The following is a 23,638-nucleotide window of genomic DNA, read 5'->3' on the forward strand; positions in this document are numbered from 1 at the left end:
ACACAGACACTAGAATATCAATTAAATGGTTGATTGGCAGATTGCTGTTCTTGATGATTATTTGTGCCATCAGGCACTAAAACCCAAATCCATCATCCTCTTCCTCCTCGATGGTGTCAAAGCTCTCATCCTCCAGATTGACATCATTAGGTGAGACCAGATCATAAGGTGTAGTGATCCCAAAGTATTTCTCCCGGAAGTTATTGATGAACGTGAGGGTCTCAGCATCGTCTCCTTTAACCAGTACCAGGTCGCCCGGTCGGGCTTTCCCGTAATTGGAGTTTGCATCTACGGCATCATTGTAGAAACTGTTAGACGAGTAGGTGAGCAGGGTGTTATTGGCATAGCTGATGTAGTACCAGGTGCCTGGTGCGGCCTGGATAAACAAGTTCATGATATCATTGCCCACTTCGTCTTTTTTCAATTCCAGAAAGCCATCCAGCTTGGCATTGATATCGTATTTGAAAATATTAGAAATGCCGAGCTTTGTAGTGTTATACCAGGCTTTATGCTCAGAAGACCATTTCATTTTCACCCCGGAAATGATCAGCGGTTTTAAAAATGTTTCAGAAAAGGTATACATCGGATTGTAATCCTTAAGGCTGGAGGTTTCATAGGTTCTGGCTACTGCATCTGAGGTGAGATTAGCCAGTTTATACATCAGCTCTATGGAAATATCATTAGCTACCGGCGACCCAAAGCGCTCGATGATGTCCAGCAGATCTTCGGCCATTGGCTCCATAAAGTCATCAGCATTCTTGAAGTCAACTTCTAAAAATGCATCCATGGAGTATGACTTGGTAGAATCATTCCCAACTCCCAGCACAGAAGCATTTAAAGTGACATCTTTAGTTGAGGGACCAAAAAAGTCAACCGGACCTTCAAAAATGACATCTTTTGTTTTGTCATTGTAGATCATCGTATAACCGGCATAGCTTTCACCGCTTGTTTTGGCCGGTGCTTCAATTTTAAATGAGCCGGCAGTTGAATCATAAGTCAGGTGACCTTTCGGAATAAAAAAGTCCACATCGTCCGGGCCGTCACGTTTCTCTGCAAAAGAGGCATATAGTTCGCCTCGAAGGTTATAATGCAGCCCGGAGATCATAGGTTCATCGTCCTCAAAATAGGCATCTTCTACATCGATCTCTATCTGGGTGTTTTCATCCCTACGCTCAAACTTGATCCAGTAATTATAAGACGGGTCGCTCATGATAGGCTGCACATAGCCTGTCAGCTCCAGTGCTTTCTTGTAAGCAAACATTTCTACATCTCCTTTATAATAAAAGCCCGGAGCTATAACCAGATCAGATTCCGGAAGCACAGTGCCCCCGGATACGGTCATTCTCCTTTTAGTAGCATCGGGGAGTTTCACCTCTTTGAGTTCGAATTCATGAAACTTAATATCATAGTTTTTGCCGCCTGCTGATAGCTGATAAATCGCCGAGCCGGAAAACTCATTTCTGGAGTGGATTTTTATTTCTCCATTGTAAAGCCTGTGGTACTCATTTAGCGTGTCGATAATCACCTCCGCATTCATAAAAGTCTGGAGTTCTGCATTCTCCAAAATAGTTGTTTCGTTACCTTCAGGGATCACTTTAGCATCAGCTACGGTGATATAAGGTATTCCCGTGATGTTGAGTTCTTTGGTTTTCATGTCGTAAACCGCCTGCTCTGCATTAAATGCCAGAGAGTCCAGCTCCTCACGGGTCGTGTAGAAATACGAATTCTCAATGGGCACATGATCCGGCTTGGTCATCGTTACCAGTGATTTATCCAGGTCCCAGACTGCGTTGGTGATGGAAGTGTTCATCTGTGCATACGGGAAAGAAATGGCTGCTTCACCTCGCTTCTCCGGGCTCAGATCTGCTACCCTTTCTGTCAGATCAAAGTTGATCCGGATGTCACCTCCTTTCATCGCAGGCTTATTGGGATTATCCGTCAGCACTTCAAAATCTGCATGACGGGCGCTGTAAGTAGTTTCCGTAAAAGCTATATCATTGGATGTGAGTCGGGAACCCAACGTTTCCAGCTCACCAAGCCCATAGACCCCACGCGCAGTAATATTGATTGCGCCGTCCAGGGTGGCCGTGCCATTGTAAAAATCAAAAGGTTCTCTGAGGTTTTCCAGATGCATACTGTCTATCCTGGGTTCCCAGTGCATGCGATAGGGTCCTATCACCACCTTAGGATAACTGGTCCCATTGGCCTCCCCGGAGCGAACCTCCCCTCTGAGCCCCACGGCAATCACAGAATCCGGAAAGTACACAAAGTCTTTGGAATAGATGGTGGAAGTAATAAAGTCGATCTTTCCTCCTCCCCTAATACCATTATTATCCAGCCTGATCCGTTCATAGGTTTTAGCTGATGTACCATAAAGATTGTATCCTTCTGGCGGGATCTGGTGCTCAAACCCAAGCGACTGATCGGGCATCAGATGGAGTGTTTCCGCAAAGTTTGGAAAAATACCTCCTGAGTTAAACGTACCTTCATATGATACCACATCTCTATTTGCAGCGCTATCGGCCTCAAAAGGTGGAATGATAAAGCGAACGGATTTGTCATACGCACCATTCAGAATTTCATGACCATCAAAGTATACGGTAGCTTCTGATTCTGATACCAGATACGGATAAGCATGAGCCTCCTTTACACCTGATTTGTTATCGGGAAAATTCAGGTAAACCGTCCCTGATGTCCGGTTCAGGTGATTGCTTAAAGCTTTCTTAGTGGCACGCTCCGGACCAGCGGTGGTATCCACCACCTCTATGTTAATTCGGATAGAGTCTATGTGATTTAGATCCACGTAAAATCCATCATAATTAAATTCAAAATTTTTGCCTTTGTATTGAAAATCCCCAGCGCTCAGCATGCCATTAAAGACTATATTTCGGCCCTCTTTTACTTTTACCTCACCTGCGACCGGTTCCACAAAGGCTTTATAATCGGATGTGAGGTAGAACCGGTTCACTCCACGCACCTTCAGGTCTGCAGAATCCGGTCGCCAGGTTACGTTAGGCTCAGATGGCTCATGTGAGGGAATAAGGATATTGTCATAATCAATCTTTTGAGCAGATGCCTGATGGTACAAAAACGCTTTATCCTTTAGCTTTACTTTACCAGTAGAGGGATCATAAGTTGCAAACCCATACTGCTCCAGAACACGCATTGCTCCTTTGGCTTCTTTTTCGGTAATTTTAAATTCGGTAGCCAGCTCCAGGTCTGTAAACTCCCTGATCCCGTACTTATTGGCATAGTAAACACTGGTGATCACAGGGTGAAATCTGAATCCGGCAGCAAGTTTACTGAATCGCACATCTGTGAAAAAATCTTTGGACTCCAGGGTCACGGGAACAAGGTCTTTCCCATTCAAGATGGAAAAGTTTACGGAGTCCGATTTCATGTCCCAGTTGATGATATCAGCGTTGATATTCATCTCAAAATAGGTGCTGAAAAACGGTGTGATATTGTACTCCTTCGTACGAAGCACTACGAGTTTTTCTTTTTTGGAGTCATACTTCATCTCTACAGAGGGGTGGTAAATTGAATCCTTTCCATGCTTAACGCTAAAGGAGGCCTTTGCTGAAGAGATGGTGCTATCGGCATTGAATAAAAACCTTTCACCTTTGAAAACGACCGTGTTCCCTTTACCATCAAGGATCCGTAGTATGCCGTTTTTCCTGGAGACTGCCGTTCCGGCAAACTCATTCCCACTGATGCGGATACCGCCAGTATAGGTTACTCGGTCGCCAGGTAGTTTCACTTTGATATCGGCTTTGTTTGAAGTGAAGATCGGAAACTGACTGAGAGTTCCGGGTCTTCGCCTAATGCTTTTGAATTCAAAAACACCTTCTACAGGCTTGTTAATCAGGTTTTCGAAGGTCAGAGTGGCATTGGGGGTCCAAAAATCTGACCGGTCGGGTCGCAGCATCCACTCACCCAGATTTACTACTGCACCACTCACGTTTTTATTGGCTTTCGGCCAGTTGATCACGGCGTTTTTCCCGGCATAGACCCTGCTTTTAAGTAAGAATACCCCATCGGTTTCCTTAATATTGAAGGAATCATAGGGGGTGGAGATCAATAAGCTGTTGTTTTCCAGCTCAATGCCCGGCCCTTCAATATCCGGATGCACATACAAGGATTTTTTTGCCTGGACATAATCCTGAGCAATGGTTTCCACGATTTGGCGTTGGGGTGTTTCTTCTTCCACAGGTTCACTGGTATCCCAGCTGTCTGTGGTTTCCCAGTCATCTCCACCGGTATCCCAGCTGTCATCTGTAGACCAGTCTCCAGAGTCGTCCCATCCTGAATCATCTCCCCAGCTGTCATCACTCCAGTCAGAGTCATCTGCCTGGGTTCCCCAGTCCTCAGTGGCGGTCTGGTCACTCCAGTCTTCTGTAGTTTGATCTGTTGCTGACTGGGTCTCTGGCTCCGGGTCCGGGGGTTCTTCCACCACCTGCTCAGTAATCGGTTCCGGATCTTCGCTTATTACCTCATCAAAAAGCCTGAAGCTAAAAGAGCCCCCATCAGTAAGCGTAAGTACACTTTTGGTTCTTCCGAGAATTCTTCTTGCCATAAAGGTGTTGAGCCCCAAAAGATAATTGCGGTATTCTTCACCATTCAGGCTTTTGACCATTTTTTGATTGATAGCCAGTACTTCTGAGACCTGATCTACGTTAAGGTGAGCCTGCTCAGTCATAAACGCCAGGTAGCTAAAGTAATACCAAAGGTAAGGGCGCCAGGAATACTTCTTTTGCATTTGAAGGGCGATGCTATGGATTTCTTCCTGCTGGGCAGTAGTGAACTTTCCGTCCCAGGCATTCTGAAAATCAAAAGCTACCTTATTGGCCGGTTCGGTACCCATGGACCGGAGACCTGAAATCACCTGTCTTCTAAAAACGTGAAGGCTATCCTCAGAAAAATAGGTCTGTGCCTGCAGGCCGGAAGCCAGCATTGTAAATAGTACTATGACACAGATTTTTTTCATACTCATCCCTGTTTGCACTGAGCATAGCTGCTCATTTTAATAGATAAATTTACGTAAATACGTCTACTTTTCTATTTTTTCAAAACCAACATAGCCCAGCGGTCTCTCTCAGTTTGGGTAACGAATTTTAAGGCATATTCATTCGCCCGCTGGCTAAGGTCATTTACATCTTCCACATAAAAGCCGCTCAGTACCAGAATAGCTCCCTGCTTCATGCGTTTTTCATAGTCCCCCAGCTGATCCATCAGCACATTTTTGTTGATATTGGCCAGGATGATATCAAAGGTCGGTTTTTCCTCAATCACCTCGATCCCTCCTCGCTGAAGCTGAATGTTTTCGCAGTGATTTAACGAAAAATTTTCCTGACTATTTTCAATGCACCACTCATCAATGTCTACAGCAGCAATATTGTCAGCTCCCCTTTTATGAGCCATGATGGCTAAAGCTCCCGTACCACAGCCTACATCCAGAACCGACTTTCTCTCATGATCAAGCTCCAGCTGGTAGTTAAGCACCTGCCAGGTAGTGGCATGATGCCCCGTACCAAAAGACATTTTCGGTGTGATGATAATCTCGTACGGAAACTCCGGACGGGCAGGATGGAAAGTAGCCCTTACGATGCATTGATCCCCAACGATTACCGGATCATAGTTCTTTTCCCATTCCTCGTTCCAATTGACTTTTTCCACTTTGTCAATGACAAACGGGACTTTATATCGATCTAAAATGGATTTGATTTCCTGTTCCTCTGTCCACTCTTCTTCTTCACAGGAGGCTAATAGTCCGTCCTCCGTCTCTTCGAAGGCCGAAAAAGGAAAAAGAGAGAGTTCTGCAAGCAGCAACTCTCTCTTTTCTTCATCGCATTGTATGGCGAGCGTTATGTAGCTCATGTGTTTTTTTAAAACGATTTGATAATATCCGTAAAATCCCTGGACTTCAGGCTGGCGCCACCAACCAGGCCACCGTCTACATCCGGCTGAGCGAAAAGCTCTTTAGCGTTGTCTGGCTTCACACTTCCTCCGTAAAGAATGGAAATGCTGTCAGCTGTTTCCTGATCATATTTCTCGGCAATTAAGCCTCGTATAAACTTGTGCATCTCCTGAGCCTGATCTGAGGAAGCAGTTACTCCCGTACCAATAGCCCAAACCGGTTCGTATGCGATCACCACTTTTTTGATCTCGTCTTTTGACAGTCCGAAAAGGCCCTCCTCGATCTGCTCCTTGTTCAGGTCAAAATGCTTTCCTGCTTCTCTTACTTCCAGCTTTTCGCCACAGCAGTAGATCGGTTTCATGCCATGCTCCAGTACGGCTTTTGTTTTAGCAGCCAAAAGCGAGTTGTCTTCTCCGAAGTATTCCCTTCGCTCACTGTGACCGATCACTACATATTCTACTCCTGCAGAATGCAGCATATCGCAGGAAATCTCCCCGGTGTAAGCGCCGCTTTTCTCCTGGTGGCAGTTTTGTGCACCCACGTGGATATTTTTAGCTGATCCGATAAGTTTTTTCACTCCCAGTAAATGAATAAAGGGAGGGATCAGGATCACCTCGGCATCATTGCTTACTTCATCATTGACCATGTTGATCACTTCTGATGCCAACGCCTGACCTGACGCCAGATCCATGTTCATCTTCCAGTTTCCTGCTGCAATTTTTTTTCTCATTTGTGCTCTATTATTTATTGATGACTATTCTTCATTGATCTTTTCAATGAGTTTCACCAATTCTTGGGTATTGATTACTTGTTTGAATTCTTCTTTTCTAAGCCCGGATCTCAACTTTTTGTCGCCGGTCCATAAATAGCTACTGCGGATATCAAGCGCTAGTGCCACAAAACTAACATTATCTGAATCAATATTTGAATTTGGAAATCATTAGCGGTTTGGCTCCGGTCACCTTTTTTATAAATCTGCGATTTGTCAGGGTGGGGTGGCCGCCTGACAATGATGCTGTTGATATTTAAAAGGGCACTGAAAACAATGATGGTATTTTTATAACCCGGGTCTCCAATATTTTTTAGACCACTTCATTTTTACTTCACGAATCAGTTCATCTACATCTTCTTGCTTAGCAACACTTTTTGCAGTTGCTTCTCTATAATCAATGTAGTCTATTATGTCCTGAAGATCTTCAATATCTACATTTGAAGGAATCTTGATAATGATCTCATCTGCTGTTGTCTCGACAATCATTTTCTGCTTGTATTAGTTGAAAGTCAGCAGTTTTCCATAAGACAAGCTTTAGACTTTCTCCTTCAAATATCTGGCCGTGTGGTTGTCTTTCAGCTTTACCATATCCTCCGGCAATCCGGCATAGCACACCTGGCCACCACCATCACCACCTTCCGGTCCAAGATCAATGATCCAGTCGGCGTTTTTGATCACCTCCACATTGTGCTCGATGATAAGCACTGAATTTCCATCATTTACCAGTGCATTCATCGCATCAAGGAGCTTACGGATGTCATGAAAATGAAGCCCCGTAGTGGGCTCATCAAAGATGAACATGACATGCTCTTTTTTAATATTTCCGCCCTTCCCAAGGAAAGAAGCGAGCTTTACACGTTGCGCTTCACCGCCACTGAGAGAGTTTGAAGACTGGCCAAGCTTCACATACCCAAGCCCCACATCAAAAAGCGGCTGAATTTTATTAACAATCCCCGGCTTATCAGCAAAGAAGTCTATGGCCTCCTCCACAGTCAGATCCAGTATTTCGGCAATGTCTTTATCCCGGTATTTGACCTCCAGAATTTCTTTTTTAAACCTCCTCCCATGGCAGCTTTCACACTCCAGATGCAGGTCTGCCATAAACTGCATCTCTACTTTCACAGATCCTTCTCCTTCACATACTTCACATCGGCCTCCGTCCACGTTGAATGAGAAATGCGCTGGCTTGAATCCGTTTTTCTTTGCCAGAGATTGCTCGCTGAAGAGCTGACGGACGCCATCATATGCTTTCACATAAGTGACCGGATTGGACCGGGAACTCTTACCGATCGGGTTTTGATCCACAAACTCAATCTGGGTCACCTTTTTATAGTCACCGGAGATTTTCTCATGCTTACCAGTAGCCTCGCCGGTGATCCCCAGCATTTTCCCGATGGCCGGGTACAGGATCTTTTTCACCAGGGTGGACTTCCCCGAACCGCTCACACCCGTGATAACAGTCATAACTCCCAAAGGGATTTCCACATTAATGTTTTTCAGGTTATTCTCACGAGCTCCCTCAATGGAAAAGGATTGATTCCACTTTCTGCGGCGAGTCGGGAGGTCTATTTTTTCCGTACCCTTCAGGTATTTGGCTGTAAAAGAATCCGTTTGCCCATTGAGATCATTCACTTTCCCCTGATATACCAAATGACCACCATGTACTCCAGCCGCCGGCCCAATGTCAATGATCTCATCTGCGGCTTCCATCACTTTTTCCTCATGCTCCACTACGATCACGGTATTGCCCAGATTTCTGAGATGAAGCAAGACCTCAATCAGCCGGTCGGTATCACGTGGATGCAAACCAATGCTCGGCTCATCCAAAATGTACATCGAGCCAACCAGTGCGCTTCCCAGAGAGGTAGCCAGTTTGATCCGCTGAAATTCTCCACCCGACAAGGTGTTGGTCAGCCGGTTGAGGGTCAGGTAACCCAGGCCGACTTTTTCAAGATAAGAAAGTCTGCTGGTAATCTCGCTTAAGATTCTTTTCGCAATTGCTCTCTGGTGGTCCGTCAGATCGATCTTTTCAAAAAAGCCGGAGAGCTGATCCACCGGCATCAGGACCAGGTCAGTAAGCGATTTCCCATCAATTTTTACATACGATGCATCCTTTCTGAGTCGTGTGCCCCGGCAATCCGGACAGACTGTACGTCCGCGATACCGCGAAAGCATCACCCGGTACTGGATCTTATGGGTTTTGGATTCCAGGTGCTTGAAAAAAGCATCAAGACCTTTAAAATATTCATTCCCAGTCCAGAGCAGATCATACTCTGCCTGTGTAAGCTCATTGATAGGACGATGGATTGGAAAGTCAAAACGAATGCCATCCCTCAGTAATGGCTCTTGCCACTTTCGAAGGGTTTCTCCCCGCCACGGAGCAATGGCTCCTTCGTAAACGGAAAGGTTGGGATCAGGAATAACCAGATCCGGATCTATTCCAAGTATTCGGCCAAATCCCTCACACCTTCGACATGCTCCGTATGGGTTGTTAAAGGAGAAAAAGTTTGCTGAAGGCTCCTCAAACCTGATCCCATCCAACTCAAATATGTCAGAAAACTCTCTGGTTTCATGGCCTACCGTAGTCACTTTACAGCGACCTTCCCCCTCAAAAAATGCAGTTTGCACTGAGTCTGCTAACCTGTATTGCGTGTCCTCATCATCTTTTTTCACCACGACCCGATCAATCATGATTTCGAGAGCCGCTTTTTTATCAAGGTCCTGCTGAAGCAGGTCCTCTATGAAACTCAGCTCATCATTGAGTAAGACACGTGTGTATCCTTTACTCATCAGGATCTTTAGCTCATCTTCCAGCGTCCGCTTTTTATTGACCTTTAGAGGAGCAGAAATGATGAGCCTGGCGCCTTCCTCATGACCCAGGATGTAATCCACAACATCTGTGACGCTATCTTTTTTCACTTCTTTGCCGCTCACGGGGGAGTAGGTTTTCCCTATTCTGGCAAAGAGGAGTTTCATGTAATCGTAAATCTCCGTGGTTGTCCCAACCGTAGAGCGCGGATTTCTGGTAGATACCTTTTGCTCAATCGCTATTGCCGGGGCCACGCCTTTGATATAGTCCACCTCAGGTTTTTCCATGCGACCTAAAAACTGACGGGCATAGGCACTCAGGCTCTCCACATATTTCCGCTGACCTTCCGCAAAGAGCGTATCAAAAGCAAGAGAAGATTTTCCTGAACCGGATAGTCCGGTGATCACTATCAGCTTGTCTCGGGGAATAGCAACACTTAAATTTTTCAGGTTATTGACCCGGGCGCCTTTGATGACGATGTATTCTTTAGGGTCGTACTGATCGATGGTTTTTGTCATGGTATTGAAATCTCCTCTCCTAACAACAACCCTTTAATTGGATTGATTTACTGAAGGACGCAAAATTAGAATTTAAGTAGCTAAAATCCTCTTAATCAGCAAAATCTAAAGTGGATCTTTACGCCCCTTTATCCGATTCATTGCTCTCCATTCTATGGCCGTTTTAGTAAAGTCTAACTGCCAAAATTATCAGGTAGCCCTGTAGTGTGTTTTTTAGAAACTTCAAAGAAGATTTGCGTGGAAAGATAGTTTGGTATAGATTTGGTTTCACACAAAACAAAATTCTCACCAAACCCTGACAATATGCAGTAAACCTCTACGTTAACTAACAGGTGATTTTAATGCGAAAGACTAAATTGACCGACGGCCAATTGCTGTCTCAGTACAAAAATGGTAACGAAGAGGCGTTTGCAGTTCTGCTCGAACGACACAAAGACAGGGTGTTTACCACGATTTATTTGATTGTAAAAGACCGCTATCAGGCAGAAGATCTGATGCAGGATGTCTTTATCAAAACGATCAAAACGATCAAATCGGGGAAATACAACGAAGAAGGTAAGTTCCTGCCATGGATCTTGCGAATCGCCCACAACCTGGCAATTGATAATTTCAGAAAAGCCAAGCGTTACCCGGAAATTGTAATGGAAGATGGGAGTAGTGTGTTTAACACACTCGAGTTTTCTGAGGCGCCAATAGAAGAAGAGCATATAAAAAAGGATACCTATAATCTGCTAAAGCAGTATATACAAGAGCTCCCTGAGGCTCAGAAAGAAGTATTGGTGATGAGGCATTATATGCAGATGAGCTTTCAGGAAATAGCGGATGCCACAGGGGTGAGCATCAATACCGCTTTAGGCAGGATGAGGTATGCTTTAATTAATCTTCGGAAAAAATTAAAACATACAAATATTGCCTATGACCAAAACTTTTACAGAAAATGACCTGGTAAGGTTTCTTTATGATGAGTTAACAAATGGCGAGAAAGAGGAGCTGGAACAGGCCCTGGTTACTGACAATGACTTGCAGTGCAGATTGAACGATCTGCAGTCGGTAATCAATGACCTGGATCAAGTGAATTTTTCACCTTCTAAAAGCGTAACTGACAAAATCCTCGATTTTTCAAAAGGATATCACAAGGAGTCTGTTTAGCAGTGCCTCCCCGATACTGTCGAGGTTAGGCTTGATCAAAACCTTACACTGAAGATTTTAAACTTAAAATCTCAGAATTCCACTATGGAATATTAGTTTTGATCAAATGACTAAAAAGGAACGCTACGAAGCATTTGTCACATATTTTCAGGAAGCCTTTCCGGAGCCCCAGACTGAGCTCAACTACAGCAACCCGTTCGAACTTTTAGTAGCGGTTGTGCTGAGCGCACAGTGTACGGATGTCCGGATCAATAAAGTTACGCCCGAACTGTTCAGGCAGTTTCCCACTCCCGAGCACATGGCTGCAGCAACTTTCGATGAGATATTTGCGCTTATCCGAAGTGTGTCTTATCCAAACAACAAATCCAAACACCTCATCGGTCTGAGCAAGATGATCATGGAGGACTATGGAGGAGAAGTACCTGAAAAACATTCCGATCTGCAAAAACTTCCGGGTGTAGGACGAAAAACCGCAAACGTAGTGGTATCTGTCCTTTACAATCAGCCTGCTATGGCGGTGGATACACATGTATTTCGTGTGTCCAAACGGCTGGGGCTGGTGACCCAAAATGCCAAAACTCCGCTAGAGGTAGAAAAGCAGCTGATCAGACACATTCCTGAGGAGCACGTCCACAAAGCGCACCACTGGCTGATCTTACATGGCAGATATGTCTGCCTGGCCCGTAAGCCTAAATGCAAGGAGTGCAAGATCACACACTTCTGTAGGTTTTATGAGAAGGAGGTGGTGCCGAACGAGGTTTAGAAACTCTTTCATATAGAAAACGAACACCCCAAACTTACCTGTTATAGATCCGTATTGCTTCTATCATCCTTTTATTCTTATTTGGCATAAAGGCCAAAGGTGCCACAACCATTAATGACCCAATAATAAATGGGGCATTTGGCCTTAAAGAAACATTATCATAGGGAGGTCCTTTTTCATTCGCTTCTTGCACCATTTCGTTGAGCCCAACCAGAGCCATCACTCCGCCAACTGTCCACAGACCGATTCTCAACCATTTCAAGCGGGTAATCTGGTTCAGTTTTTCCATACTAAGCGGGTCGTCTTCCAGATCATACTTTAGTGTTTCCAGCATTAAACTTTTTAAACGACTGTCTTTTTGGTAATAGTACAAGGTCCTGCTTGACATCCCCCCACCCATCATAGCTCCATTGGGCCCGGCAGGCATTGGTGGCGTATATGAGGTTGTCATATATGAGAACACTGAGACTTTTCCAGCTACAATCCGCTTTAATGGTTGGTCTGAGTAAAAATCCAGGTTTCGTACGAGAAAATAATTCTGCGGGGTTTGATAATAATCGACCTCCGACATTCGGAACTCCAGCGAATCGTCAACAAGCAAAAACTGCTTTTTAAAAAGTGGGTCCTTCAGGCGAAGAGTAGTGGGGTAAAGGGTCTGTCCGTTTTTTAGTCCTACCTCAAGCTCTCTAAATTGAGCCTGCGCTAAAACAACCATCAACATCAGAATGAAAAAAGTAATTGCACGCATCCTATATATTTTAAAGCCTTTAAAAGCAATATAATAAATTTCATTTCTTGTGGGAACCAGATATTTTTATAACCAATTGGGTAGCTTTCAATAGGTCATTATTTAAAAATTCGATATTTTAGAAATCCAACAGTAATATTTTGTTTCTTTAACATCTAATGCCCTACCTGAGCCTAACTTCTATCGTATGTGAGGTCGCCGAAGAATCCGACAAGGATGAAATATATCTGATGCACAAAGGCAAGAAGATATGGCCGACCAACAAACGGTTTCTGAAAATCGATGTGGATGAAAAATTACCTATTGGTCTAAGGTTAAAAATCAAGAAACCACTTAAGCTAATAATAGAGCTTTGGGAATACGATCTTTCCAGCAAAAACGATCACCTGGGTAATTTTGAGTTGGAAATCACCAGTATGAAACCTGGCCAGTTTACCGATCTGCTTTTACGAAATGAGTCCGAAGCTAAAAAAGCCAGCTATTTCCTAAACTGGAAAATCAGTGACTGATTCCTTTTTGCTGATCTCAGATCTGTGTTTGGAAAACCTTGAAAAAAAGAGCAACGTAAGCTCCCTAAGAGCGATAACCAAAAAAAACAATGGAATAAATGCGGCAGCAAGGTTACCTGATCCCACTTTGCGCTATTTATACATACCCATGAAATGAGCATGATGCCGGGACGCGTAGTCTCAACCCAATTATTGAGCCACAGCAACCTGCCTGCAGTAGCCACTTTCGGCAAAGGCAGGCCGGGTATGATTAAAATTGGGAAGCAAACCGCTGATTTTTGACAACCTTTAAACACATGAAAGTTCTATATGTCCATCAGTATTTTAAAACACCGGCAGAAGGAGGGTCGCTGCGATCCTACCATCTGGCAAAAGGGCTTGTGGACAATGGTCACCAGGTAACCATGATCACTGCGCACAATGGCAAAAGCCAGATCAAAAATGTAGCAGGAATAGACGTTCATTACCTACGGGTACCTTATGGAAATCATTTTGGGTTTATCAGAAGAATTTTTGCGTTTCTGAGATTTGTCCACCTGGCCAAAAGGAGCATAAATAACCTCAAAAAGCATGATTTGGCCTATGTGATGACCACTCCTCTTACGACGGGGTTTATTGCTCTGCATATTAAGCATAAGTGGAACATCCCGTATTATTTTGAAGTGGGCGACCTGTGGCCTGAGGCTCCCATCAAAATTGGAGCTATTAACAACGGGCTGCTCAAGCGGATGCTCTATCGGTTTGAAAAGAAATGCTACTTTGAAGCTCAGCGGGTCATCGCATTATCGCCGGCTATCCGAAATTATATAGAAGCCACTGCACCGGAAACCAAGGTACATGTCTTACCCAATATTTCTGACAATACTTTTTTTGAACCTATCCACAAAGTGCAGCATTTCTCAGCTCAAAATCCCCTCAAAGTTGGATACTTTGGCACCTTCGGTGCAGCTAATCAGCTTGAATATTTACTTGATGCTGCCCGGTCCTGCCAGCAGCGGGATATGCCTATACTGTTTACTTTAATGGGCGGGGGGGCTACTTTTCGTAAGATCAAATTGAGAGCCAAAGACCTGAGGAATGTAATTATTAAGGAAGCGGGGAACACACAAAAAGTTAAGGAAGAGCTGGAGAAACAGGATGCAGTTTACATTTCGTTTAAAAACCTGGAAATCCTGAATACAGGAAGCCCCAATAAATTTTTTGATGGATTGGCCGCCGGAAAGCTCATTATTTTAAATTTTGGTGGCTGGATCAGAAACGTTGTTGATAAAAATGACTGTGGGTTTTACCATGATCCCATACGTCCCGAAGAGTTTACCCGGAAGATCAACGTTTTTATCAAAGACCCACAACTACTCCTCAAATATCAAAAACAATCACGCAGGCTTGCAGAAACTTACTACGACAAAGAGCTTCAGGTGAAAAAACTGCTGAAGATCCTGAGCAACGAAAAACGCCTGGATGTAAGCGATTCTGAAGTTTATATTCTCACTGCTTAGCCACCAGGTTTATACCCTGACTCACTGAAGATCTTTTCATTATTTGAATTCTCGAGAAGCTCCCTGATCGTTACCGAACTGTTTTTTGCCATATAGGACTCCACAATCTGCCAGCCTACCCAGGCTCCGATCCTGCCGGGACAGTCCTGATTGATCTCATGAACATTTGGCCGCTCTCCCAGAAACTTTCTTTTTGTAATGTGGCTGGTCTCATACAGCACTTCATTTTGCACAAAATTTGCCCAGATAATGGGCTCATTTTCATTGATCACCTGCATGTCTTTGGGTGTATACCCCATCAGAATAGAGTCCGCAGTGCAGGGAAGTAGTCGGCTGGCCAGAAAATACGTTTTGCCAAAATCGATCATTTCTGAAAGCAGTGTACTTTTATCACCGGAAGTCACAAAAGAGCCAGCCATAAACTTTGCGATGATCGCTGGTATATGCTCCTTATCATACCGGTTCAAAATGTAGGCAGGGATATCCTTGGGTGGATATGTAGCATCGTCCCCGATAAAAAAATCTATACCGATCACAATCAGCGAATCGGAGATAAACAAGTCATTGTACAGCCCTGTAACGGCTGTCTGCACCCGGGGTGTCTTTACAAACGGAAAAAGCGTCTGGAGTCTGCCAAAAATATCTTCAATCGAGGACCTGATGGGTTCAAAGTCCTGATATTCTTCCACAGCTTCCTGGTATAAAGTATCGATATGAGGATTATCTACCAGGCCAAAGAGTTTATCTGCCAGCACGCTGTCTGAGGGATATTGATCTCCATGCAGGAAAAGCTGTGTAAACGAGGGATTTCGTTTCAGCACGTTAGTAAGCTGCTCTTGATCCACAACATCAAATAACTCCTCCTCCAACCGCTGCACTTCAACAGAAATATCTTTTTTAGCGATGGTAAAATCCTCCCTACAAGGTTCTTCCCGGCACGCTCCAAATAAAAGAAAAGAAATGACTATGATAACTGCACGCATACACCTTAATTTTAAGCGTCAAATTTAGACAATTTAAAGAGTCGCCATGCGAAAGATCCTTTTACTATTCACATTAAGTTGCGGAATTGCTTTTAGCAGCTTTTCACAATCCAAGCTCGGACTAAAGTTTTCACCCGCCATTTCGTCAAACAGGGTATCTCTGGTAGACAGCCTATACAATACGGAAGCTATCGGGAGCCAGTTTAAATTCTCCATTGGGCTGATCTATGACCATGAAATCACCGAAACCTATTTTTTCAGTACGGGAATTATTTTCGTCCCCAAGTATTTTGGTGTGGAAGTGTCTGACGATCCGGATGGCCAGGGAGGGACACTACCAGACCCCTCCAGCCAGGATTACCGACTCAATTATTTACAGCTTCCGGTTACTTTGAAGCTGTTTACCAACGAGATCCAGCCTGACATGAGAATTTTTTTCCAGGTGGGTGGAGCAGCTGAGTTTAAGGTCTTCAGCGAACCCATGGAAGAAAACTACGATCTGATAGAGGAATTTCGAGCCCTGGATGCAACGATCCTTTTTGGTGGGGGAGTCGAGTACCGGGCTGGGGTAAATACAACCCTCTTCGGTAGTATTACCTACCAAAGAGGGCTTGTCAATGTTGTTAAGGAAGCCGATTTTGATTTCCAGCGAAATGAAGGGCTCTATGTCCGAAACACAATCGTTTCACTGGACATTGGGATCAAATTTTAGAGCTCGAGCAGCTCACCTCTGCTATTCAGAATATTATATTCTGTAATAGCCAGGGAAGTATCCTCCTCGATATTCACCCACTTCAGGTGCTTCAGGTACCATTTGACCCTTCGTGAAAAGATCCCTTTTGTAAAATAGGCGTACAAAAACGGATGCACACTCAGGGTGATCTTTTTATCGTTCTGTGAAGTCAGAATATGGGTGATTGTCTTCTCGATCTGATCGGAAATCGTGATCGCAGCTGAGATCTGGCCGGTACCCCCACAGGTAGGGCAAACCTCCCGGGTAGCAATGTTTAGCTCAGGCCGCACTCGCTGACGAGTGATCTGCAACAAACCAAACTTAGAGAGCGGCAGCACAGTATGCTTGGACCGGTCATTCTTCATCTCCTGTTTGATGCGGTCATAAACCTTTCTCCGGTTCTCAGACCTCCTCATATCGATGAAGTCTACCACGATGATACCTCCCATGTCACGCAATCGCAACTGTCGGGCCACCTCACCGGCAGCCTCCAGGTTTACTTTCAGCGCCGTGGTTTCCTGGTCATCTTCATTGTTGGACTTGTTTCCACTGTTTACGTCTATGACGTGCAGCGCCTCAGTGTGCTCTATGATCAGGTATCCTCCATTTGCTACACTGACGGACTTCCCAAAAGAAGTCTTCAACTGCTTCTCAACTCCGAAAGATTCAAAGATCTTGACACGGCTCTGATATAGCTTCAGGATCTTTTCTTTATCCGGGGCAATTTTCCGAACATAAGATTTTACCTCATCGTAAAGTTCCTTATCGTCTACAGTGATGCTATCAAAGGATTCATTCAGTACATCTCTGAGAATAGAGTTGGCACGGTTCATTTCCCCGATCACCTTGTCTCGGTTGCCAGCGGTCTTCAGGGATTTTACACCACCTTCCCATATTTGTATGAGGTTTCTGAGGTCTTTGTCAAGCTCTTTTACGTCTTTTCCCTCAGCAACGGTACGGATAATTACACCAAAGTTTTCTGGTTTGATCGAGCTGATCAGCCGGCTCAATCGTTTTCTCTCATTGGAATCTCCGATCCGTTTCGAAACATTTACCGCTTTTGAAAACGGTACTAACACCAGGTATCTCCCGGCAATTGACAACTCGCAGGATAGTCGAGGCCCTTTTGTAGAAATTGGTTCTTTTACAACCTGAACAAGGATCTTCTGGTTCTTGCTGAGAACCTGGGTGATCTTTCCCAATTTATGAATGTCTGGCTCATGTTTAAAACCAGTCAGCTTGGCTCCTACATTCTTTTTGTTGAGGACTAGCTTGGTAAACTTGTTCAAAGACTGGACCTGTGGTCCTAAATCCAGGTAGTGTAAAAAAGCATCTTTTTCGTACCCAATGTCGATAAACGCTGCATTGAGTCCCTGAACGACTTTTTTTACGCTCCCAAGATAAATATCTCCAACATTGAATCTGTTCCCGTCTTCTTCCTGGTGGAATTCAACGAGCTGTTTATTCTTAAGAAGGGCTATCCGACATCCATTTTGAGTTGAGTTGATTATTAGTTCATTACTCACTTAACTCAAAATTTAGATGTGAAAAAAACATTATTTACTTCTTCTTGTGTCTGTTTTTTCTCAACCTCTTCTTTCGCTTGTGAGTAGCAATCTTATGTCTTTTTCTTTTTTTACCGCAAGGCATAATTTTAATGTTTTAGTTACTTAATACTTTATAAACTCTTTAAATAATTTTCAGCAGTCGCTTTTAATGCAGCATCTGCATCCTTTTGTTCTATAAGTTTTTCGAAGATCCGTTTTCCCTCTTCTGTCTGTCCGGACTCTGTAAGAGCAACCCCCAGGTAAAACTCTGATTCATAATCTGTAGAGTCCAGCTCAAGCAATCGTTCGAACCGTTCCTGTGCCCGATCATACTGCCCGGACTGTATGGCCAAAAGACCAAGATTCATGATCGCCTCCCTGTTATCAGGATCTTCTGCCAAAACCTCTCGTAATAACTGAACTCCAGCCATTGGAGTTTCAGTTGTCATCAGGGTCATGGCCAGTTTGTTTTTCAATGAACGGTTTTGGGGATCATCTTCCAAAAGGACTTCCATGATCTCCCTGGCCCGATCAGCCATCTCCACAGCTTTTGCCTGATCACCAGCTACCTGAAATGCCCGGTAGAATATCAAGCCGGCTTTTGTTTGGCCAAACCGAGAAGTGTCCCATTCGAGTATTTTCTCTGCATATCTGGCCGCACTGTCTACCAACTGATACTTAAGTGATAGCTCTGCTAAAGAGTCCGCAAAGTTAACACTTTTTTTTATTTCTGTTGCCTCTTTAAGTTGCTGTCTCAGAGAAGTAAACAACTGCTGATCTCCATCAGAGATCGAAAAGTCATGGGGCTCTACTTCAGTAGTAGTTTCGTTTTCTATTACCACCCGGGGGAGTTGATAGATCAGAACGACAGCAAGCACGCTCGCTACCACTAATATAATTTGCTGTCGATTCATCAAAATCTATTTCAGCTTAGAGCTGTTTTTGATCTTTTCTGTGAAAATTTTAGACGGCTTAAAGCTGGGGACGTAATGTTCATCAATAACAATAGCCGTGTTTTTGGATATGTTTCGAGCAATTTTCTTTGCCCTTTTTTTATTGACAAAGCTTCCAAATCCTCTGACGTAGATATTTTCTCCATCAGCCATGGAGTTCTTTACTACGGAAAAAAATGCTTCTACGCTAGCCTGAACGTCTGCTTTATCAATCCCGGTCTTATCGGCTATCTCGTTAATTACATCTGCTTTAGTCACAATTATTTATTATTTAGGTGATACTGACTTTTTTTAAGGCGGTCAAATTTAAATTTGGTGCGGGTAAATAAAAAACTAAAATCCATATTTAAGACAAATCAGTGAAAAGTATCGATAACCACTTCACGGCAGATCTAATTGATTGGTATTCAAGAGTTAAGAGAGATCTACCCTGGAGAAAAACTAAAAACCCATATAATGTTTGGCTATCTGAGATCATTTTACAACAAACCCGCATCGATCAGGGGCTTCCATATTATGAAAATTTTGTTACTCTGTTTCCTACAGTCCGTGACCTTGCTAATGCCTCTGAGCAGCAGGTCATGAAAACCTGGGAAGGGCTGGGCTACTATAGCCGTGCCCGAAACTTACACGCTACCTCGAAATACGTTACGCATGAATTAGGTGAAAAGTTTCCGGAATCTTACGAAGGACTCATCCGGCTAAAAGGTGTAGGCCCGTACACTGCTGCCGCAATCGCCTCTATTTGTTTTGATGAGCGGGTTCCTGTAGTTGATGGCAATGTTTTTCGTTTTACGGCGCGCTACTTTGGGGTAAAAAAAGATATTTCTGATCAGAAAAACCGAAAATACTTCGAAAACGTATTAAAAGAACTCATCCCTGAAGATTTCCCCGGCATGTTTAATCAGGCTATGATGGAGTATGGAGCCACAGTTTGCAAACCTGGCAAACCTGACTGTGGATCCTGTCTTTATACGGACTCCTGTTTTGCTTATCAAAATGGTCTGCAGCTCACACTCCCGGTAAAAAAAGGAAAGACCAGGGTAAAAGAACGACACATTGCCTATCTGATATTTGATACCGGAAAAGAAACACTAATGCGAAAACGGACAAGCAGCATCTGGACCGGACTATTTGAGTTTCACAACCTGGAGCAGGATCAGGAAATATCCGAAAAAGAAATCCAAGGTGTGGTAAGCCAATACAGCAACATGGATATGGTTGAAAAAAGCGATCCGGTAAAGCATCTGCTAAGCCATCGCAAACTTTGGGTTACTTTTTATCGAATCCCGGTAAAAGATAATACGTTAGACCAGGTAGCTGATGATTTAAATTTGTCTAAGTTTAGCTGGCAAGAAGTATTAACTTTGCCTCGCGCAAAGGTGATTGTCAATCACTTGCAAGAGGCGGATTTTTAAGCTATTTTTAACTATATGTCTGGAGTAAACAAAGTAATTTTAGTTGGTAACCTGGGTAAAGACCCGGAGGTAAGATATCTTGAAAGCGGAGCAGTAGTCGCTAATTTCCCTATTGCTACTTCCGAAACGTACAAAGACCGAAATACCGGTGAGCGGAGAGAGCAAACCGAGTGGCACAACATTGTGCTCTGGAGAGGTCTGGCGGAAGTGGCTGAAAAATATCTGAAAAAAGGAAACCAGGTATACATAGAGGGTAAACTCCGCACCCGGTCATGGGAAAAAGATGGAATTACCCGGTATACTACAGAAGTAGTGGGTGATAATATGACCATGCTAGGAAGCCCCGGCGGAGGAAGTAGCAGCGGTAACTATGCTCCTCCTCAGGCACAGGATGAGCCCCAGCCTCAGAGAAGCGAAAGCCCCGGTGCTGCCATAGACCAGTCTTCAGAGGATGCAACGGATGATCTGCCATTTTAAATGCTCAGATGGAATCCCATTATAAATTAAATGTGAATTAATTGGAGCCTGACGATCCTTTTCCCTCGATATTACTGGCTGTCACTCAATTCCCACTTTCCTTTTACTTAATAAACGGAATTGGTATTCTGATCCTTTTGTTTTTGTCCGGGCTTGTTTCCGGCTCTGAGGTGGCTTTCTTCTCATTGACTCATGAGCAGATCCAGGATGCAAAAAACTCTGACAATAAAAATGACCAGTTTATAAGCCGGCTGGTTCTGGATCCCAAAAGGCTCCTGGCAACCATCCTTATCCTCAACAACCTGATTAATATCTTCATAGTGACTATTTCTACATTCGCTACGTGGAAAATAGTGGGAAGTAAAGATACCGGAGGCATTGTGATCGTTGTTCTTACAGCATGTATAACGATACTGATCATCTTTTTTGGTGAGATCGTGCCCAAAGTCTATGCCGGTCATAACAGTGTGCGCTTTGCCCGGTTTACCGCACCAATGCTTTCGGTCGCTGATAAGGTTTTACGCCCGGTGTCCTGGGCGCTGATGGCACTGAGTAACATAATCGAACGACGAGTCGAAAAGAAAGGCTACAACCTTTCTGTGGATGAAATCCATCAGGCATTGGAAATCACCGCAGACAAAGAGGTGACCGAAGAAGAAAAAGACATGCTAAAAGGTATTGTCAATTTCAGTACACTGTCAGTGAAGCAGGTGATGAAATCCCGGATTGATATCACGGCACTTGATGTGGATACTGATTTTCATGAGCTGATGAACCAGGTGAATAAAACCGGGTATTCACGGATTCCGATATACTCAGAGACGGTAGATAAAATAGAAGGTATCCTGTACATCAAAGACCTCCTGCCACACCTGGATAAAAATGACGATTTTCGCTGGCAGACTTTGTTACGACCCGGGTTTTTTGTTCCGGAAAGTAAAAAAATCGATGACCTCTTTAAAGACTTTCAGGAGAAGCAGGTCCACATGGCTATTGTAGTAGATGAATATGGCGGTACATCCGGGTTGATCACTCTGGAAGACGTTATCGAGGAGATTGTGGGAGAGATCAACGACGAGTTTGATGAGGATCATGATATCGCTTACAACAAGCTGGATAGCAATACTTATGTGTTTGAGGGTAAAACTTCACTCAATGACTTCTGTAAGATCACCAACTCTGATCCTACGACTTTCGATAAAATAAAGCGTGAAAGTGAATCGTTAGGTGGGTTGCTGCTGGAGCTTAACACTAAGCTGCCTCATGCAGGTGAAAAGATCCGGTACGGAAATTTCCTTTTTACCGTAGTAGCTGTAGACCAAAAACGAATCAAACGCGTTCGTGTGTTTATAAAACCCGAGAAAAAGGAGCAGGTGAAAGAATTTGAAGATTGATCGATGGGAAAAATTTTGCTGTTTCTTACCGTTACCTTTTTGGCAATTGCCTGCGGATCCCGGGATTACCTGCCAAAGCCTAAAGGCTATAACCGGATAGACCTGCCTGAGCATGACTATCAGCTTCTTGCCGATACGTTCCCTTACCGGTTTCAGTATTCCACTCAGGCCAAAATCTTAAAAGACAGCTCCTGGATCTCCGAACGCTACTGGATAGATGTGTTTTATCCCTGGATGGACGCCAATATTCAGATCACCTACAAACCGGTAAAAAATGACAAGAAGCGTCTCGAAGGTTTGCTGGCAGACTCCTACAAGCTAACCTCCCAACACAACGTAAAGGCCTACTCTATCGAAGAAAAGATCCTTGAACTGCCAAGCGGGCTCTATGCTTCTGTGACCGAGCTGGAGGGCGAGGTGCCTACGCAGTTTCAATTTCACATCACTGACAGCACAAAGCATTTCTTACGTGGAGCCCTTTATTTTAAAACGGCCACTAAGAATGACTCCCTGGCCCCTGTGATCAATTATCTTAAATATGACGCTATCAATTTGTTAAGGACGTTGGAGTTTAAGAATAGCGGTTTTTTATGAATAAGAAAATAGAAGAGCCAGAGGGTAAAAATGAATTAGCCCGGGAAATTTTACTCCATGAGTCTGCTATCTATGAAACTCAGGTAGAAATCAGTAAATTAGATAAAGAGTTAAATGATCACCCTAAAATTCAAGAATACGTTAGATTTTAACCGGAACTTTGTATACGAGCTGTTTTTGAAAAATGCTTCCTTGGCTCTGACTACCTGAAATATGATGCTGTTTACTTGTTGAGAAGTTGAAGTTTAAAAATTCTTATTCAGGAATTCTCCAGTAGGTTTTTTTGAGTAATTATTGAGTACATTTATAGTTTTACTAAAAAATTAAGTGGGTATGAAAAAGCTCCTTTATTCTCTGGCAATTTTAGTTTTAAGTATGGCCTTTTTCAGTTGTTCTCAAAAAGAAGAACCTGAAGCTGAAGGGCAGGTTGAGTTTTACATTATTGAAGATTATGAAACGATAGATGGAACAAGGCAAATTGATCATCAGTCTGTAATTCCTTCGGATACTCCACTCATCAACTATGACGATATTATTTCATACGATACTGATGAACATTCCTTTTTAATCTCAGAAAATGCCCGACAAACTGTAGATGGACTCACATCAGACAAGCTAGGAGTAGTTTTTGGAGTGTATGCAAATGATGAACTCGTTTATACCGGATACTTCTGGTCCGGCTTTGCTTCTTCGGCTGTTGATTGGGTGATCATTGATGTATTACGCCTACAAACTACTGGCAAGCTGCATATACAGCTAGGTTATCCTGGCGAGTTTGGTGATGTGCCTGATTATCGAAATGACAAGCGTATTACCAGAATTTTCAAACGAGACGACAAACTCAATTAAGGCTGG

At 43.7% G+C, this 23,638-nt stretch carries 22 protein-coding genes; 12 read left to right on the forward strand and 10 right to left on the reverse strand.

Features of this window, described 5'->3' with window-relative positions; all coding sequences use genetic code 11:
- Positions 1-76 precede the first annotated feature (76 nt).
- The 5 genes from AC3E9V_RS25915 to uvrA all read right to left on the reverse strand — a co-directional run bounded on the left by AC3E9V_RS25915 (position 77) and on the right by uvrA (position 10,016).
- Positions 77-4,987, reverse strand: coding sequence for a hypothetical protein (locus tag AC3E9V_RS25915; RefSeq protein WP_488751083.1), 4,911 nt, complete (start codon positions 4,985-4,987; stop codon positions 77-79).
- Positions 4,988-5,058: 71 nt separating this feature from the next.
- A complete protein-coding gene (prmA, locus tag AC3E9V_RS25920; protein ID WP_488751084.1) occupies positions 5,059-5,877 on the reverse strand; it encodes a 50S ribosomal protein L11 methyltransferase in 819 nt (272 codons plus the stop codon).
- 8 nt (positions 5,878-5,885) lie between these two features.
- Positions 5,886-6,647 (reverse strand): triose-phosphate isomerase, encoded by a 762-nt coding sequence (gene tpiA / locus AC3E9V_RS25925; protein ID WP_488751085.1) that lies wholly within the window; start codon positions 6,645-6,647, stop codon positions 5,886-5,888.
- A gap of 327 nt (positions 6,648-6,974) precedes the next feature.
- Complete coding sequence (locus tag AC3E9V_RS25930; RefSeq protein WP_488751086.1) at positions 6,975-7,175, reverse strand: hypothetical protein; 201 nt, start codon at positions 7,173-7,175, stop codon at positions 6,975-6,977.
- A 48-nt stretch (positions 7,176-7,223) separates the two neighbouring features.
- On the reverse strand, positions 7,224-10,016 hold the full coding sequence (gene uvrA / locus AC3E9V_RS25935) for an excinuclease ABC subunit UvrA (protein WP_488751087.1): 2,793 nt from the start codon (positions 10,014-10,016) through the stop codon (positions 7,224-7,226).
- Between the two features lie 341 nt (positions 10,017-10,357).
- Between uvrA and AC3E9V_RS25940 the strand changes: the two genes are divergently transcribed.
- The 3 genes from AC3E9V_RS25940 to nth all read left to right on the forward strand — a co-directional run bounded on the left by AC3E9V_RS25940 (position 10,358) and on the right by nth (position 11,928).
- Positions 10,358-10,957 (forward strand): RNA polymerase sigma factor, encoded by a 600-nt coding sequence (locus AC3E9V_RS25940; protein ID WP_488751088.1) that lies wholly within the window; start codon positions 10,358-10,360, stop codon positions 10,955-10,957.
- Positions 10,932-11,165: a hypothetical protein gene (locus AC3E9V_RS25945; protein ID WP_488751089.1), complete on the forward strand. Its 234-nt coding sequence runs from the start codon at positions 10,932-10,934 to the stop codon at positions 11,163-11,165. The genes AC3E9V_RS25940 and AC3E9V_RS25945 overlap by 26 nt, the downstream gene beginning before the upstream one ends.
- Before the next feature lie 106 nt (positions 11,166-11,271).
- The gene (gene nth, locus AC3E9V_RS25950) at positions 11,272-11,928 is read left to right on the forward strand and encodes an endonuclease III (RefSeq protein ID WP_488751090.1); all 657 of its coding nucleotides are present in this window, start codon (positions 11,272-11,274) and stop codon (positions 11,926-11,928) included.
- 34 nt (positions 11,929-11,962) lie between these two features.
- On the opposite strand, the gene AC3E9V_RS25955 is transcribed toward nth, so the two are convergent.
- Positions 11,963-12,676, reverse strand: coding sequence for a hypothetical protein (locus AC3E9V_RS25955; protein WP_488751091.1), 714 nt, complete (start codon positions 12,674-12,676; stop codon positions 11,963-11,965).
- Positions 12,677-12,834: 158 nt separating this feature from the next.
- On the opposite strand from AC3E9V_RS25955, the gene AC3E9V_RS25960 reads away from it, so the two are divergent.
- Both AC3E9V_RS25960 and AC3E9V_RS25965 read left to right on the forward strand, forming a co-directional pair.
- Positions 12,835-13,185, forward strand: coding sequence for a hypothetical protein (locus tag AC3E9V_RS25960; protein ID WP_488751092.1), 351 nt, complete (start codon positions 12,835-12,837; stop codon positions 13,183-13,185).
- A 296-nt stretch (positions 13,186-13,481) separates the two neighbouring features.
- On the forward strand, positions 13,482-14,684 hold the full coding sequence (locus AC3E9V_RS25965) for a glycosyltransferase family 4 protein (RefSeq protein ID WP_488751093.1): 1,203 nt from the start codon (positions 13,482-13,484) through the stop codon (positions 14,682-14,684).
- Here the strand turns inward: AC3E9V_RS25965 and gldB are convergent.
- Positions 14,681-15,667, reverse strand: a complete 987-nt coding sequence (gene gldB, locus AC3E9V_RS25970; protein ID WP_488751094.1) for a gliding motility lipoprotein GldB — start codon at positions 15,665-15,667, stop codon at positions 14,681-14,683. The two genes, AC3E9V_RS25965 and gldB, sit on opposite strands and share 4 nt — an antisense overlap.
- Before the next feature lie 46 nt (positions 15,668-15,713).
- Between gldB and AC3E9V_RS25975 the strand changes: the two genes are divergently transcribed.
- Positions 15,714-16,379, forward strand: a complete 666-nt coding sequence (locus tag AC3E9V_RS25975) for an outer membrane beta-barrel protein (protein ID WP_488751095.1) — start codon at positions 15,714-15,716, stop codon at positions 16,377-16,379.
- On the opposite strand, the gene AC3E9V_RS25980 is transcribed toward AC3E9V_RS25975, so the two are convergent.
- The 3 genes from AC3E9V_RS25980 to AC3E9V_RS25990 form a co-directional block, all read right to left on the reverse strand.
- Complete coding sequence (locus tag AC3E9V_RS25980) at positions 16,376-17,926, reverse strand: Rne/Rng family ribonuclease (RefSeq protein ID WP_488751096.1); 1,551 nt, start codon at positions 17,924-17,926, stop codon at positions 16,376-16,378. The genes AC3E9V_RS25975 and AC3E9V_RS25980 overlap by 4 nt on opposite strands.
- A 152-nt stretch (positions 17,927-18,078) precedes the next feature.
- Entirely contained in the window at positions 18,079-18,861 is a 783-nt protein-coding gene (locus AC3E9V_RS25985; protein ID WP_488751097.1) for a tetratricopeptide repeat protein, read from the reverse strand.
- Positions 18,862-18,867: 6 nt separating this feature from the next.
- Positions 18,868-19,158 carry an HU family DNA-binding protein gene (locus tag AC3E9V_RS25990; protein WP_488751098.1) on the reverse strand — a complete coding sequence of 97 codons (291 nt, stop codon included), beginning with the start codon at positions 19,156-19,158 and terminating at the stop codon, positions 18,868-18,870.
- A gap of 101 nt (positions 19,159-19,259) precedes the next feature.
- On the opposite strand from AC3E9V_RS25990, the gene mutY reads away from it, so the two are divergent.
- The 6 genes from mutY to AC3E9V_RS26020 all read left to right on the forward strand — a co-directional run bounded on the left by mutY (position 19,260) and on the right by AC3E9V_RS26020 (position 23,632).
- The gene (gene mutY, locus AC3E9V_RS25995; RefSeq protein ID WP_488751099.1) at positions 19,260-20,318 is read left to right on the forward strand and encodes an A/G-specific adenine glycosylase; all 1,059 of its coding nucleotides are present in this window, start codon (positions 19,260-19,262) and stop codon (positions 20,316-20,318) included.
- Positions 20,319-20,333: 15 nt separating this feature from the next.
- The gene (locus AC3E9V_RS26000) at positions 20,334-20,795 is read left to right on the forward strand and encodes a single-stranded DNA-binding protein (protein ID WP_488751100.1); all 462 of its coding nucleotides are present in this window, start codon (positions 20,334-20,336) and stop codon (positions 20,793-20,795) included.
- 41 nt (positions 20,796-20,836) lie between these two features.
- Positions 20,837-22,189 carry a gliding motility-associated protein GldE gene (gene gldE / locus AC3E9V_RS26005; RefSeq protein WP_488751101.1) on the forward strand — a complete coding sequence of 451 codons (1,353 nt, stop codon included), beginning with the start codon at positions 20,837-20,839 and terminating at the stop codon, positions 22,187-22,189.
- A 3-nt stretch (positions 22,190-22,192) separates the two neighbouring features.
- A complete protein-coding gene (gldD, locus tag AC3E9V_RS26010) occupies positions 22,193-22,783 on the forward strand; it encodes a gliding motility lipoprotein GldD (RefSeq protein WP_488751102.1) in 591 nt (196 codons plus the stop codon).
- On the forward strand, positions 22,780-22,935 hold the full coding sequence (locus tag AC3E9V_RS26015; protein ID WP_488751103.1) for a hypothetical protein: 156 nt from the start codon (positions 22,780-22,782) through the stop codon (positions 22,933-22,935). The genes gldD and AC3E9V_RS26015 overlap by 4 nt, the downstream gene beginning before the upstream one ends.
- Positions 22,936-23,116: 181 nt before the next feature.
- Positions 23,117-23,632 carry a hypothetical protein gene (locus AC3E9V_RS26020; RefSeq protein ID WP_488751104.1) on the forward strand — a complete coding sequence of 172 codons (516 nt, stop codon included), beginning with the start codon at positions 23,117-23,119 and terminating at the stop codon, positions 23,630-23,632.
- Positions 23,633-23,638: the final 6 nt, after the last annotated feature.

The sequence above is a fragment of the Marinoscillum sp. HNIBRBA16962 genome, from assembly GCF_057801515.1.

Coding starts and splice junctions, on each gene's coding strand:
- AC3E9V_RS25915 (WP_488751083.1), bottom strand. CDS start 4,987: ATGAAAAAAATCTGTGTCATAGTACTATTTACAATGCTGGCTTCCGGC.
- prmA (WP_488751084.1), bottom strand. CDS start 5,877: ATGAGCTACATAACGCTCGCCATACAATGCGATGAAGAAAAGAGAGAG.
- tpiA (WP_488751085.1), bottom strand. CDS start 6,647: ATGAGAAAAAAAATTGCAGCAGGAAACTGGAAGATGAACATGGATCTG.
- AC3E9V_RS25930 (WP_488751086.1), bottom strand. CDS start 7,175: ATGATTGTCGAGACAACAGCAGATGAGATCATTATCAAGATTCCTTCA.
- uvrA (WP_488751087.1), bottom strand. CDS start 10,016: ATGACAAAAACCATCGATCAGTACGACCCTAAAGAATACATCGTCATC.
- AC3E9V_RS25940 (WP_488751088.1), top strand. CDS start 10,358: ATGCGAAAGACTAAATTGACCGACGGCCAATTGCTGTCTCAGTACAAA.
- AC3E9V_RS25945 (WP_488751089.1), top strand. CDS start 10,932: ATGACCAAAACTTTTACAGAAAATGACCTGGTAAGGTTTCTTTATGAT.
- nth (WP_488751090.1), top strand. CDS start 11,272: ATGACTAAAAAGGAACGCTACGAAGCATTTGTCACATATTTTCAGGAA.
- AC3E9V_RS25955 (WP_488751091.1), bottom strand. CDS start 12,676: ATGCGTGCAATTACTTTTTTCATTCTGATGTTGATGGTTGTTTTAGCG.
- AC3E9V_RS25960 (WP_488751092.1), top strand. CDS start 12,835: ATGCCCTACCTGAGCCTAACTTCTATCGTATGTGAGGTCGCCGAAGAA.
- AC3E9V_RS25965 (WP_488751093.1), top strand. CDS start 13,482: ATGAAAGTTCTATATGTCCATCAGTATTTTAAAACACCGGCAGAAGGA.
- gldB (WP_488751094.1), bottom strand. CDS start 15,667: ATGCGTGCAGTTATCATAGTCATTTCTTTTCTTTTATTTGGAGCGTGC.
- AC3E9V_RS25975 (WP_488751095.1), top strand. CDS start 15,714: ATGCGAAAGATCCTTTTACTATTCACATTAAGTTGCGGAATTGCTTTT.
- AC3E9V_RS25985 (WP_488751097.1), bottom strand. CDS start 18,861: ATGAATCGACAGCAAATTATATTAGTGGTAGCGAGCGTGCTTGCTGTC.
- AC3E9V_RS26000 (WP_488751100.1), top strand. CDS start 20,334: ATGTCTGGAGTAAACAAAGTAATTTTAGTTGGTAACCTGGGTAAAGAC.
- gldD (WP_488751102.1), top strand. CDS start 22,193: ATGGGAAAAATTTTGCTGTTTCTTACCGTTACCTTTTTGGCAATTGCC.
- AC3E9V_RS26015 (WP_488751103.1), top strand. CDS start 22,780: ATGAATAAGAAAATAGAAGAGCCAGAGGGTAAAAATGAATTAGCCCGG.
- AC3E9V_RS26020 (WP_488751104.1), top strand. CDS start 23,117: ATGAAAAAGCTCCTTTATTCTCTGGCAATTTTAGTTTTAAGTATGGCC.